The following is a 13760-nucleotide window of genomic DNA, read 5'->3' on the forward strand; positions in this document are numbered from 1 at the left end:
AAGGAGAGTTATGCAATATATTGATGAAAAGATGAGTGAGAGAAGAGAAGAACCTTACGCTGTTTTACCACTCCGTGATATTGTTGTTTTCCCGCATATGATTGTGCCGCTTTTTGTGGGGCGAGAAAAGTCAATTCGTGCTCTTGAAAGGGCGATGGAATCTGATAAGCAGATCTTGTTAGTTACGCAAAAAAATGCTTCTGATGATGATCCACAATCAGAAGATATTTATGATATTGGTACATTTGCCAATGTTCTTCAATTTTTAAAGCTTCCTGATGGCACGGTAAAAGTTTTGGTTGAAGGCACTGCGCGTGCAAAAATTAACCGATTTACTGAAAATGAAGATTACCATCAGGCTTTTGCAACTATTCCGGAAGAATTTCAAGAAGATGCTGTTGAGATTAAAGCTCTTTCTCGATCTGTGATTACCTATTTTGAAAATTATGTAAAACTTAATAAGAAAATTTCCCCTGAAGTTGTCAATGCAATTAGTCAAATTGATGATCCTTCTAAGCTTGCCGATACAATTGCTTCGCATTTGGTGATTAAGCTTGCTGAAAAACAAGAAATGTTGGCTTTGTTGCCTATACGTGACCGCCTTAAACGTATTCTTTCTTTTATGGAGGGAGAGATTTCTGTTTTGCAGGTTGAAAAACGTATCCGTTCACATGTTAAACGACAAATGGAAAAGAATCAGCGAGAATACTATCTCAATGAACAAATGAAGGCTATTCAGAAGGAATTAGGGGCGGGAGATGATAGTCGTGATGAATTGTCTGAGTTAGAAGAACGCATCACAAAAACTAAGCTTTCAAAAGAGGCACGTGAAAAAGCTACTGCAGAGCTGAAAAAACTTCGTAATATGTCCCCTATGTCTGCAGAAGCTACAGTTGTGCGTAATTATCTTGACTGGCTTTTAGCAATACCTTGGGGCAAAAAGTCAAAAATTAAAAATGATTTGAATTTTGCTGAAAAGATCATGGATAATGAGCATTTTGGCCTTGAGAAAGTTAAAGAACGGATTATTGAGTATTTAGCGGTACAAAGCCGGGCGTCAAAAATAAAAGGTCCTATTATTTGTTTGTTGGGGCCTCCTGGTGTTGGAAAAACATCTCTTGCACGTTCCATTGCGAAGGCTACTGGTCGTGAATATGTCCGTATATCATTAGGTGGAGTACGAGATGAAGCAGAAATTCGTGGACATCGTCGTACCTATATTGGGTCTATGCCCGGTAAAATTATTCAATCTATGAAAAAAGCAAAAAAATCTAATCCTCTCTTTTTGCTCGATGAAATTGATAAAATGGGGCAAGACTTCCGTGGAGATCCTTCATCAGCTTTACTAGAAGTGCTAGACCCTGAACAAAACGGTACTTTTATTGATCATTATTTAGAAGTAGAATACGATCTTTCTGACGTTATGTTTGTTGCAACTGCAAATACGCTCAATATCCCAGGACCGTTAATGGATCGAATGGAGATTATTCGTATTGCTGGTTACACAGAATGTGAAAAGATGGAAATTTTTAAACGACATCTTTTACCAAAGGCATTAAAAGATCATTGTTTATCTAAAAAAGAGTTTAGTGTTTCTGATGATGCAATAAAGTCTGTTATCCAATTTTATACACGTGAAGCAGGCGTCCGTAACCTTGAGCGTGAATTAATGAAAATGGCTCGTAAATCGGTGACTAAAATTTTTAAGACTCATCAAAAATCTGTAAAAATTACAAAAGATAATATTGGCGATTTTTTAGGCGTTAAACGTTACCGTTTTGGTCAAATTGAAGGTGAAAATCAGATCGGTGTCGTTACTGGGCTTGCATGGACTGAGGTTGGTGGAGAGCTGTTAACTATTGAGGGTGTTATGATGCCAGGCAAAGGCAAGATGACAGTTACTGGAAACTTGCGTGATATTATGAAAGAATCAATTTCTGCAGCGGCATCTTATGTGCGTTCTCGTGCTATTGATTTTGGTATTGAGCCACCGACTTTTGAAAAGCGCGACATTCATGTCCATGTTCCAGAAGGTGCTACACCGAAAGATGGTCCATCTGCCGGAATTGCAATGGTTACAGCAATTGTTTCGATATTAACAGGGATCGCTGTGCATAAGGATATTGCGATGACTGGAGAAATTACATTACGTGGGCGTGTCTTACCAATTGGCGGATTAAAAGAGAAGCTGCTTGCGGCACTTCGGGGAGGAATAAAAACAGTGCTTATTCCTGAAGAAAATGCAAAAGATTTGATAGATATCCCTGATGCTGTGAAAAATAATATGGAAATTATTCCGGTCAACCATGTAAGTGAAGTGCTTAAACATGCTTTAGTTCATTTTCCTGAGGCAATTGAATGGACAGAGCCTCCTGCAGTAACTACTGCGGTTAAAACAGAGAGTGACAACGAGGGAGTACAAATTGCTCATTGACAGTTTTAAACTGTATTTTAAAAAGCAGGAGAGGCTATTTTAGGGTTGTTGTTTTTTTTATATTGTGAAAAAAATGAAAAATTCCGTGAATAACTATGGTTTTTACTAAAAAAACAGTGTTTTGGATAAAAATAAGACTTCTGTTTGTTGTACTTTTAAATAAACTAACTAATGATCGGTTGGATTGTGTCGCCTAAAATATATAGGGAAAGGAAATGTTCAATGAATAAAAGTGAATTAGTTAACTCCATTGCTGAAAAGACGGGTATTTCGAAAGCGCAGTCCGGTTCTATGGTTGATGCTTTTCTTGCTTCTGTAACGGAAGCTTTGGCTTCTGGAGATGATGTTCGTCTTCCAGGCTTTGGTTCTTTTGAAGTTTCTCATCGTGCTGCCACAAAGGGGCGTAATCCTTCAACCGGCGCTGAAATTGAGATTCCTGCACGTTCAGTACCTAAATTCTCAGCAGGAAAAGGTCTTAAAGAAGCTGTTAATAAAAAATAACTTTAAGCTACATTAAAAAAAACCCGATTTTTTAATAAACGGGTTTTTTACGGGATGTTCTCTGTGTGTTTTTGCTGTAAATTTTTTAGTATGTCGCGGCTTTAAGCTTTTTATGAGAGTTTTTTTGAAAGTGTTTTAAAGTTTCTTATGAGCTGTGGGGCGAGTGTATTATTTTAGTTTTAAAATAATATTGCTCTGGAGATGAAGAATATAGATTGTAAGCAAGATTTTATTTTTACGACTCTGTCGCTATATGCTTTTTCTCATATGAGACTTGTAGGTAATTATTAGAATATTTGTTTGTGTGGTTATCTAATATATGCTGAATAAACTGTTATTCTCGCAGCGTACTTTGCATCGCTTAATTTTGAGGCTTAAAGCGCGTTGAAGTTTTTTTTAGGTTAGCTTTGCATGACATTAATATGCAGACTGTTATATATTGTGCAGGGTGCTTATTAATTGAAAATATTTTAGATAATCTTATAGAAATTTCAGAGTTCTTTTCATATAAGAAGCAGATTCATTTATTTTCAAAAAACAAGTGGTATTATTTATAAATCAAAAGTGTGATTAATTAGGCGCTGTTTTTTCATTTGTTAACCACTGAAAACAATCAGTGAGAGCTCTCAGCGTGATAGCTTGTTTTTTTTCCATTTTCTTTTCTTTGCTTGGTAAATGTTTTTTTGAATTACAAATAGAAGAAATTGGTGGAAAAAGTCCAAAATTGATATTCATTGGTTGAAACGATGATCGTTTTTCTGTTTCTTTAACTACGATATGACCGCTAGTAATATGACTTAAAAGAGCTCCAAATGCTGTAGTTGTTGGTGGTAAAGGAAGATAGCTATGATTATACTCAGCGACGGCAAAACGCCCAGCGAGTAGTCCTATTGCGGATGATTCTACATAACCTTCACATCCTGTAATTTGTCCAGCAAAACGCAATTTAGGTTTTTGTTTTAAACGAAGGTTTTTATCAAGAATTAGTGGTGAGTTAAGATAGGTATTGCGGTGCAATCCGCCAAGTCGTGCAAATTCAGCTTTTTCAAGACCAGGAATCATTCTAAAAATGCGAATTTGTTCACCATATTTCAGTTTTGTTTGAAAACCTACCATATTATATAGGGTTCCAAGTTTATTGTCTTGACGCAATTGAACGACAGCATAAGCTTTAATTTTAGGGTTATGGGCATTTGTTAACCCCATAGGTTTCATCGGCCCATGTCTTAGAGTTTCGAGTCCTCGTTCGGCCATAATTTCGATTGGCAAACATCCATCAAAATAGGGGACTTTTTCAAAGTCTCGGAATTCTACTTTTTCTGCATTTTTTAATGCTTGAACAAATGCTTCATATTGTTCTTTATTAAGAGGACAGTTAATGTAATCTTTTCCTGTTCCTTCAGGACCAATTTTATCATAGCGTGATTGATACCAACAGATGTCCATATTGATACTATCAGTATAGATAATAGGTGCTATAGCATCAAAAAAGGAAAGTGCTTCTGTCCCAGTTATTTCTTGTATTGTTTGAGCGAGTGCAGATGAGGTAAGGGGTCCTGTTGCAATAATCGTATGATGCCAATCTTCAGGAATTTTTTGAATTTCTTCGCGCTTTATAGTTATCAGAGGATGATTTTCAAGTGTGGTTGTCACGGTTTTTGAAAATTCATCACGATCAACAGCAAGTGCACTTCCAGCCGGTACTTTATTAGCATCTGCAGCCATCATAATCAGGGATTTTGCTAATCGCATTTCTGCATGTAAAAGTCCTACAGCATTTGTTGATGCATCATCTGAACGGAATGAATTGGAACAAACAAGTTCTGCAAGTTTATCTGTTTTATGGGCGTCGCTTTGTTTTTGCGGTCGCATTTCATGTAAAATAACAGGAATTCCTGATTGTGCAATTTGCCAACTTGCTTCACTTCCCGCAAGTCCGCCGCCGATGATATGAATTGGGGTATTAAATTTGTTTGCCATAATCTGCTTTTAACGAAAATTATTTAGCCTGAAAAGCATAGATTTTGTTTTTTAATTTTTTAAGAAAGATTTATATTGAGATTTTTAAATATATTTGTTTGCTTTTTTTTATAAATTAATGGTATAGAAACGCCTCTTACATAAAAGATTGCTAGCTTGTAAAATTGAGCGGATGTGGCGAAATTGGTAGACGCACCAGATTTAGGTTCTGGCGGGAGACCGTGGGGGTTCGAGTCCCTCCATCCGCACCACAAAGGAATTTTTTTATATTATGGGTTTCTGTATGTTTTGAAATCTGTATTATAGTGTCTTAACACTTAAGTGTTGAGAATATCATGATTGTTAGAGTGGGGTTGTCCCTCTCCTTTTAAAGTATGAAGGTTGTTTGATGCAGGTTACCGAGACGCTTAATGAAGGACTGAAGCGCGAAATTAAGATCGTGGTTCCGGCGAGAGATTTAGAAGAGAAATTGAATGAGCGGTTGAATGATACCAAGGATAAAGTTAGGATTAATGGCTTTCGTCCTGGTAAGGTTCCTGCTGGACACTTGCGTAAAATGTACGGCAAGTCTTTCATGGCAGAAATTCTTAATGAGATTATTAGCGATGCTCCTCGTTCTATTTTAGCTGACCGTAATGAACGTTCAGCGATGCAGCCGCAGATCGATATAGATGAAAATGAAAAGATTCTGGATGGTAAAGACGATTTTGTTTTCAGCTTAAAATATGAGGTTTTGCCAAATTTTGGAATTAAAGATTTCGAACATATTGAAATTATTCGTGAAATTGCAATAATTCCTGAAGAAGAAATAGATGAACAGATCAAACGTGTTCTTTCTTCTACGCGTAATTATTCTTTGAAAGATGCTGCTGCCGAAGAAGGTGATCGGATTACGATAGATTATCTAGGAAAAATTGAAAATGCTCCATTTGAAGGAGGAGCAGATAATGATTCTCAACTAATTCTAGGTTCAAAGCAATTTATTCCTGGGTTTGAGGAGCAGTTAATAGGTGTAAAAGCAGGTGATAAAAAGACAATTTCTGTTAAATTTCCAGATGATTATAGTGCCGCGCATTTAGCTGGTAAAGATGCGGAGTTTGATATTACTGTTAAAGCTGTTTCTAAGCCAGATGAATTGAAAATTGATGATGAAGCCGCTAAAAAACTTGGCTTAGAATCTTTGGACCGTTTGCGAGAAGTTATTCGTGGACAAATTGAAAGTCAGTATGGTTCAGTGACACGTCAAAAGATTAAGCGTCAAATTCTTGATGCTTTGGATGCTGATTATACTTTTGAGGTTCCTGAGGGGCTTTTAGAAATCGAATTTAACAACATCTGGACCCAGATTAATAACGACTTAAAAAAGGTTGGTAAAAGTTTTGAGGATGAAGGTGTCACAGAAGAGCAGGCACGGGAAGAGTACCGTATGCTTGCGCAGCGTCGTGTTCGTCTTGGTCTAGTTCTTTCTGAAATTGGAATGAAGGTTGGCGTTCAAGTAAGTGATGATGAGCTCCAGGCAGCAGTTTTTGATCAGATTAGACAGTATCCTGGACAAGAGAAAGAAATTATGGATTTCTTTCGTAAAACACCAGAGGCGGTTGCAAATTTGCGTGCTCCAATTTTTGAAGAAAAGGTTATCGATCATTTATTAACAAGGATAAAAGTCACAGATAAAGAAGTTACGGTTGAAGAATTGATGAAAGAGTCTGATGAATCAGATTTGATTGTAGAGAAATCTACAAAGAAAAAATCTACAGTAAAAGAGAAAGGCGCGGAAAAAACTCCAGTTAAAAAGAAGTTGCCTAAAAAAAGTTAATGTTTATCCCAATAAAAATAAGCCCGATTTTATCGGGCTTTTTGTGTTAGATTATATTCTAGACTTGCACTTGTTGCGTTTTTAGATTAGCCATCGGATATATTTTTTTAATATTGGTAGTGGATTGGCAATGGAAATCATTGATACGCGTGTTTCTGATTCTAAGCGTTTTATTTCTGGAACTACAGGTGATTGGGAAGTCATCATTGGCATGGAGGTTCATGCGCAAATCATATCAGATTCAAAGCTTTTTTCGGGGGCATCAACGAAATTTGGAGCTGAACAAAATAGTAATGTTTCTTTTATTGATGCTGCTATGCCGGGCATGCTACCTGTTATTAATCGAGAATGTGTACGCCAAGCTGTTCGTACTGGTTTAGGATTAAAGGCTAACATTAATCTGAGATCTGTTTTCGATCGTAAAAATTATTTTTATCCAGATTTACCACAGGGATATCAAATTTCACAATTTCAATATCCGATTGTAGGTGAAGGAAAGGTTATTATATCTGTTGGTCCAGATTCAAATGGTCAATTTGAAGATATTGAAATTGGAATTGAAAGATTACATCTTGAGCAAGATGCTGGAAAATTATTACATGATCAACACCCAACTATGTCTTTTGTAGATCTTAATCGTTCTGGTGTTGCTCTTATGGAGATTGTATCAAAACCGGATATGCGTTCGTCGGATGAAGCCAAAGCTTATATGACAAAGTTACGTACAATTGTCCGCTATTTGGGTACCTGTGATGGCAATATGGATGAAGGATCTATGCGCGCAGACGTTAATGTATCGGTCCGCCGTCCTGGTGAAAAATTTGGTACGCGCTGCGAGATTAAGAATGTTAATTCTATTAAATTTATTGGTCAGGCAATTGATTATGAGGCACGTCGTCAAATCGCGATTTTAGAAGATGGTGGTGTAATAGATCAAGAGACGAGACTTTTTGATGCTGTTAAAGGAGAAACACGGTCTATGCGCTCAAAGGAAGAAGCGCATGATTATCGTTATTTTCCTGATCCAGATCTTTTACCATTAGAATTTGATCAGGCGTTTGTGGATGCATTGGCCGCGGAGTTGCCGGAATTACCTGATGAACGCAAAGCGCGTTTTGTCAATGATATGGGTTTAACAGTGTATGATGCATCTGTTCTTGTAACAGAAAAAGCTATTGCTGATTATTTTGAAGAAGTGGCGTGTGGGCGTGATGGAAAGATAGTTGCTAATTGGGTGATTAATGATCTTTTGGGTGCTTTAAATAAAGATAACCGTGAAATTAAAGAAACACCAATGACACCAAGCCAATTAGGGGATATTATTGATCTTATAAAAGAAGGAACTGTTTCTGGAAAAATTGCTAAAGATCTCTTTGAAATTATTTGGAATGAGGGTGGTGATCCACGTCAAGTTGTAGAAGAGCGCAATATGAGGCAGGTAACAGATACACAGGCTATTGAAAAAGCAGTCGATGAAATCCTTGCAAATAATTCTGATAAAGTTGAAAAAGCAAAACAAAAACCCGCTTTAGCTGGTTGGTTTGTTGGCCAAGTAATGAAAGCAACAAATGGTAAGGCAAATCCTCAAATTGTTAATGAATTGATTAAAGTGAAACTTGGCATAGATTAATCTTGTATGGAAAAAAATTATAATTATGTTATTTTCTTTTTTATAAAAATATAAATTAAAAGTTTTTATTAAGAAAAATAATTTCCCAGTTTTTTGATATTTTTTTTCAATTTTAGGCTTTACGATAGGTTTATTTTATAAATATTCTAAGAAACGGAATATAAGATGGTTGGTTTTTTAAGGCAAGTCTTTACGTGGTGGAATGGTAATACTATTAATACACGCTTCTTTACCTGGTGGAAAGGTAAGCGTATAGGAGAAGATCAGTTTGGGAATGTTTATTATGAAGGGGGATACCATAAAGATGGTTATCCGCGTCGTTGGGTAATCTATAAAGATTATTCTGAAGCTTCTACTATTCCACCAGGGTGGCATGGTTGGATTCATCATCGTTGTGATATACCACCTACACAGGAAAAATACCAATCATATGAATGGGAGAAACCTCATATTGCAAATATGACAGGGACAAGTGCAGCTTATAGACCAAAGGGATCTATTGCTCACAGTGGTGAGCGTTCTTATGTTCGTGAAGATTATGATGCATGGTCGCCTAAAACATAAGGTATTTTTACTTAGCTGATGTATTTTTTTATGTTTTATAGACTATAATGGAAGCTATTTTTTAGATGCGATTGATTTGATGTTATGTTTTATTTTGTCTTGTCAAGCTTAAGGTATGTTGGTTTTATTTGTTCTATAGGAATAATGGCTTTATTTTTCGTTAATGAGGTGAAAGCTGATCGTATTAGCAATGGAATAGCTATTTTTTCAGGTCTTGATAAAATTAGTGGGCAGACTACGCGTTTTGAAGTTTCTCTTGGTGAGGTTTATCAGTACGGTGCTTTACAAGTTATGCCACGAGCGTGCTATACGAGTTCTAAAGACGAGCCAGCTCATACAACAGGTTTTGTTGAAGTTAATGAGATAACATTAGATAAAAAGGTACGGCGTATCTTTACAGGATGGATGTTTGCGGATAGTCCTGGTTTAAATGCAGTCGAGCATCCTATCTATGATGTGTGGTTAAAAGATTGCAAGTAAATTTTTCGTTTTGATAAGCTATATCAAATTTTATCTTTTTAAAGTATTTTTTAAATTATAAAAATATAATACTGAAATTAAATAATTACTTAATGTTATTATTGCTTTGTAAATAGGCAATCTGTTTTATGCTTATAATATTTTGTAGGTAATGATGTTCATTGTTAAGTTAGTAAACGATAAAATATGACTACTCCATGTAAGTGCATAAAAGAAGATAGTTTTTTTAAGTAAAAGTTTTGTTTTTTGTTTTGATAAAAAGTAAAATAAATAGTTTTGCAATAATATCTATGCTATTAATATAATAGATAATAGAATTTTTTTCTTTCTAGGTTATCATGGCACGGTAATTTTATGGATAAAATTATTGGTGTTTTGTATATATAGCTGATTTTACATAAAAAATGTTATTTTTGAGTTCAAATCGAAATAATATTATAAGTGTAACAATTTTTTATTTTCCAAACTGATACTGATATATTTATTTTATAAAAGGTATGAGATTTTTAATAATGAAAAATGCCAATTATCAATATAATAACAATCCTCTTTTGCCAAAAAAAACTAAAGAATCATTGTTAAATGTTCCATTTATTATAATCATTTTAATAGCATTTTGTTTTTGTGTGTATTTTATTCCGCAGTATTTTGTTTCTTATCCGCTTTATATAGAAAGCTTTAAATTTTTCTCATTTACACCTGCCTTATTCAAGGCTGATCCTTTGGCATTTTGTTATACTCTTGTTAGCTATTCATTTATGCATAGTAATTTTGAACATATTGCTATTAACATGATCTGGCTTTTGATTTTTGGTTCTCCTTTGGTTAATCATTTTTCTTATTTCCGTTTTTTAATTTTTTGGATATTAACAGCGGTTATTTCTGCGTTAACGTATTTTGTTTTTCATCAAAATAGTACAATGCCACTTGTTGGGGCATCGGGTGCAGTTTCTGGAATGATGGGGGCTGTCACACGTTATGGTTTTTCTTTTGTTCATTTTGATAATAATATGCAGAATAGGAAATGTTTTGGTCCTTTGTGGTCCGTTAAGAGGGCGCTTTGTTCAAGGACTGTACTTGTTTATATTCTTGTGTGGTTGATTAGCAATTTTATCATAGGTATTTCTTCTTTGTTTGAAGAGAATAATGTATCCATAGCATGGGAAGCACATATTGGCGGGCTTTTTTCTGGTTTTTTTTTAGTTGGTTTTTTTGATATTTCGCAGAGTAAAACAAAAATTAGGATCTAAGATATTTATGCGTTGCGTAAAGTGCTATCGTTGCTGCGTTTGAGACGTTTAATGATTTGATATCTCCAGGCATATCAAGACGCGCTAATGCACAAACGGTTTCGCGTGTTTTTTTACGTAACCCCTTTCCTTCTGCTCCCAAGACAAGAGCAATTTTTTGTCCGTTGAGCGCTGTTTCTAACGGTAAATAACCTTCTGAGTCGAGCCCAAGGCTGGTAAAACCTACTTCGTGGAGTTCTTTAAGCGCTTCGGCAAGGTTTTTTACGGTTATGTAATCAATCAGTTCCAAAGCTCCAGAAGCAGCTTTAGCAAGGGCACCATTTTCTTGAGGTGAATGGCGACCGGTTGTAATGATTGCTCCAACTTTAAATGCGACTGCAGAACGCATAATAGCGCCAACATTATGTGGATCGGTAATTTGATCCATGACAATAACAAGATCGGTATTTGTTAATTCAGATAAGTGGCGTGGTTTAAGAGGTTCGGTTTCTAAAACAACACCTTGATGAACTGCATCACCTCCAACAAGCGCATCAAGTTGTTTAGGTGAGCATAAAGTCATGAGACAGGGCAAATCCAATTCTGGTATATTTAATCGTTTTAAAGCATTTTGTGTGATATATAGGCATTTACAAACTCTTTTAGGGTTTTTTAAAGCTGCATAAACTGTGTGAATGCCATAAAGGTGTATTGTTTCTTTTTTTAAAGAGGAAAATGATTGTTTCAAATATGTCGCAGATGAAGACGATGAGTTTTTTATATCGCGATATCTGCGACGCAAACGAGCATAATGAGAATCTTTAGATATTTTTTTTTGCATGTCTTTTTATAGCTTGTTAACAATAAAAGTGGATAAAAAAATATAATTTTAAATTATTTTTTAAAAATTGCGTAAAATTGCATTTATCTTGTTGACAGATACGATACTAACCGTCATAACCGCTTCGCAGCCAGTATTTATCAAGTGATTAAATTTGGTTGTAGATGATATTTCATCGCGCAGTTTTGTTGATGTAATGGAGGGGTGCCCGAGTGGTTAAAGGGGGCGGACTGTAAATCCGTTGCGTATGCTACGTTGGTTCGAATCCAACCCCCTCCACCATACATCAAAAGGAGTTAATACGTGTGGTATGCGGGTATAGCTCAATGGTAGAGCAGCAGCCTTCCAAGCTGAATATGCGGGTTCGATTCCCGCTACCCGCTCCAGTAAGTTATTGAGGGCTGTGTGGGTAAGCTTGTTGGATGAAATGTTTTTGTCGTAAATTTGGCGGGGATTCATTCGCCCAACAGTTGTAATTTCCGGGTTTGTATATTATTCCGGGTAGTTTTGTTGTGTAGGTCTGTTTTTTTTGATACTTACAAGATAAGAGATTGACAGCGATGGCAAAGAGCAAATTTGAACGTACGAAACCGCACGTTAATATTGGTACGATTGGTCACGTTGACCATGGGAAAACTTCGTTAACAGCAGCGATTACGAAATATTTTGGAGAATTTAAAGCGTATGATCAAATTGATGCTGCGCCGGAAGAACGTGCGCGCGGGATTACCATTTCTACGGCGCATGTTGAATATGAAACAGAGAATCGACACTATGCACATGTTGATTGTCCGGGACACGCAGATTATGTGAAAAACATGATTACGGGAGCTGCGCAGATGGATGGAGCAATTTTGGTTGTTTCCGCAGCTGACGGTCCAATGCCTCAAACACGCGAACATATTTTGCTAGCACGTCAGGTTGGTGTTCCTGCGATTGTTGTATTTTTGAATAAGGTTGATCAAGTTGATGATGCTGAACTTTTGGAGCTTGTTGAGCTTGAAGTTCGTGAGCTTTTATCAAAGTATGATTTTCCAGGAGATGAAATACCGATTGTAAAAGGTTCAGCATTGGCAGCTCTTGAGGATACAGATAAAAGCATTGGTGAAGATGCAGTTCGTCTTTTGATGAGTGAGGTTGATAATTATATACCAACGCCGGAGCGTCCTGTTGATCAACCTTTCTTAATGCCGATTGAAGATGTTTTTTCCATTTCTGGTCGTGGGACAGTTGTTACTGGTCGTGTTGAACGCGGTGTTATCAAAGTTGGTGAAGAAATCGAAATTATCGGAATTCGTCCCACTTCTAAGACGACAGTTACAGGCGTTGAGATGTTCCGTAAGCTTTTGGATCAAGGGCAGGCGGGTGATAATATTGGTGCACTTCTTCGTGGTGTTGATCGTGAAGGGATTGAGCGTGGTCAAGTTTTGGCAAAGCCTGGTTCAGTTACTCCTCATACGAAGTTTAAAGCTGAAGCTTATATTTTAACAAAGGATGAAGGCGGTCGTCATACACCTTTTTTCACCAATTATCGCCCACAGTTTTATTTCCGTACTACGGATGTGACAGGTATCGTTTCTCTTCCAGAAGGGACTGAAATGGTTATGCCTGGTGATAACGTTGCCATGGATGTCTCTTTGATTGTTCCGATCGCAATGGAAGAAAAGCTTCGCTTTGCTATTCGTGAAGGTGGTCGTACTGTTGGTGCAGGTATTGTCTCTAAGATTATTGAGTAAATAATAATTGTTGAGGGTGTGTTTTAGAGTATTTAAAGAAAAGGGGTATAGCTCAGTTGGTAGAGCGGCGGTCTCCAAAACCGCAGGTCGCGGGTTCAAGCCCTGCTGCCCCTGCCAAAGATTGGTATAGAGTATGTTGACGAGAAGCTGGGATAGCAGCCTTCTTTGCTTTTTTTATGTGGGGCTTGTTTTTTTATATGTAAATCGTTATTGAATAACAGGACAAGGAAGCCATATGAAGTTGAAAAATATTTTTTTGCGTTTTCGTTATGTTTATTTTATTATATTATCACAATAAGGTAGAAAAGAATATAGTGTGACTAATGGCATTTAAAACCAATCCAATTACTTTTTTAAAACAGGTTTATGCAGAAACTGCTAAGGTGAAGTGGCCTACGCGTCAGGAGACGGTGGTTTCTACTATTATGGTTTTGCTAGTTGCTGCATTGGCTTCGGTATTCTTTTTTATCGTAGATCAGATTATGCATTTTGGTGTATGGTGGAGTATTGATCTTCTGAAGTATCTTTTTGGTTGATAGTACAGGGAAT

The 13760-nt window shown here is 36.5% G+C and carries 11 protein-coding genes and 4 tRNA genes; 13 read left to right on the top strand and 2 right to left on the bottom strand.

Annotated elements, in window-relative coordinates; all coding sequences use genetic code 11:
• The first annotated feature begins 10 nt into the window (after window positions 1-10).
• Together lon and V4P55_RS01160 are read left to right on the top strand one after the other, a co-directional pair.
• A complete protein-coding gene (gene lon / locus V4P55_RS01155; protein WP_455474593.1) occupies window positions 11-2434 on the top strand; it encodes an endopeptidase La in 2424 nt (807 codons plus the stop codon).
• Window positions 2435-2656: 222 nt separating this feature from the next.
• Entirely contained in the window at window positions 2657-2935 is a 279-nt protein-coding gene (locus V4P55_RS01160) for an HU family DNA-binding protein (RefSeq protein ID WP_455474595.1), read from the top strand.
• Window positions 2936-3505: 570 nt separating this feature from the next.
• On the opposite strand, the gene trmFO is transcribed toward V4P55_RS01160, so the two are convergent.
• Window positions 3506-4915, bottom strand: a complete 1410-nt coding sequence (trmFO, locus tag V4P55_RS01165; RefSeq protein WP_455474597.1) for a methylenetetrahydrofolate--tRNA-(uracil(54)-C(5))-methyltransferase (FADH(2)-oxidizing) TrmFO — start codon at window positions 4913-4915, stop codon at window positions 3506-3508.
• A 168-nt stretch (window positions 4916-5083) separates the two neighbouring features.
• On the opposite strand from trmFO, the gene V4P55_RS01170 reads away from it, so the two are divergent.
• The 6 genes from V4P55_RS01170 to V4P55_RS01195 all read left to right on the top strand — a co-directional run bounded on the left by V4P55_RS01170 (window position 5084) and on the right by V4P55_RS01195 (window position 10655).
• Window positions 5084-5166 (top strand) — tRNA-Leu (locus tag V4P55_RS01170).
• A 137-nt stretch (window positions 5167-5303) separates the two neighbouring features.
• The gene (gene tig, locus V4P55_RS01175; protein ID WP_455474599.1) at window positions 5304-6731 is read left to right on the top strand and encodes a trigger factor; all 1428 of its coding nucleotides are present in this window, start codon (window positions 5304-5306) and stop codon (window positions 6729-6731) included.
• A 130-nt stretch (window positions 6732-6861) separates the two neighbouring features.
• On the top strand, window positions 6862-8361 hold the full coding sequence (gene gatB, locus V4P55_RS01180) for an Asp-tRNA(Asn)/Glu-tRNA(Gln) amidotransferase subunit GatB (RefSeq protein WP_455474601.1): 1500 nt from the start codon (window positions 6862-6864) through the stop codon (window positions 8359-8361).
• A 165-nt stretch (window positions 8362-8526) separates the two neighbouring features.
• Complete coding sequence (locus tag V4P55_RS01185; protein ID WP_455474603.1) at window positions 8527-8925, top strand: NADH:ubiquinone oxidoreductase subunit NDUFA12; 399 nt, start codon at window positions 8527-8529, stop codon at window positions 8923-8925.
• A gap of 144 nt (window positions 8926-9069) precedes the next feature.
• Entirely contained in the window at window positions 9070-9405 is a 336-nt protein-coding gene (locus V4P55_RS01190) for a DUF2155 domain-containing protein (RefSeq protein WP_455474604.1), read from the top strand.
• 512 nt (window positions 9406-9917) lie between these two features.
• Window positions 9918-10655: a rhomboid family intramembrane serine protease gene (locus V4P55_RS01195; protein WP_455474606.1), complete on the top strand. Its 738-nt coding sequence runs from the start codon at window positions 9918-9920 to the stop codon at window positions 10653-10655.
• Here V4P55_RS01195 and V4P55_RS01200 read toward each other — a convergent pair.
• Complete coding sequence (locus V4P55_RS01200) at window positions 10645-11475, bottom strand: TrmH family RNA methyltransferase (protein WP_455474608.1); 831 nt, start codon at window positions 11473-11475, stop codon at window positions 10645-10647. The genes V4P55_RS01195 and V4P55_RS01200 overlap by 11 nt on opposite strands.
• A gap of 198 nt (window positions 11476-11673) precedes the next feature.
• Between V4P55_RS01200 and V4P55_RS01205 the strand changes: the two genes are divergently transcribed.
• From V4P55_RS01205 to secE, 5 genes are all read left to right on the top strand, one after another.
• Window positions 11674-11757: transfer RNA gene (locus V4P55_RS01205), tRNA-Tyr, on the top strand.
• A 30-nt stretch (window positions 11758-11787) separates the two neighbouring features.
• Window positions 11788-11861: transfer RNA gene (locus tag V4P55_RS01210), tRNA-Gly, on the top strand.
• Window positions 11862-12035: 174 nt separating this feature from the next.
• Window positions 12036-13211 carry an elongation factor Tu gene (gene tuf, locus V4P55_RS01215; protein WP_455474610.1) on the top strand — a complete coding sequence of 392 codons (1176 nt, stop codon included), beginning with the start codon at window positions 12036-12038 and terminating at the stop codon, window positions 13209-13211.
• Between the two features lie 41 nt (window positions 13212-13252).
• Window positions 13253-13328 (top strand) — tRNA-Trp (locus V4P55_RS01220).
• A gap of 206 nt (window positions 13329-13534) precedes the next feature.
• A complete protein-coding gene (gene secE, locus V4P55_RS01225) occupies window positions 13535-13747 on the top strand; it encodes a preprotein translocase subunit SecE (RefSeq protein WP_455474612.1) in 213 nt (70 codons plus the stop codon).
• The last annotated feature ends 13 nt before the right edge of the window (window positions 13748-13760 follow it).

The sequence above is a fragment of the Bartonella sp. B30(2025) genome, assembly GCF_053793825.1.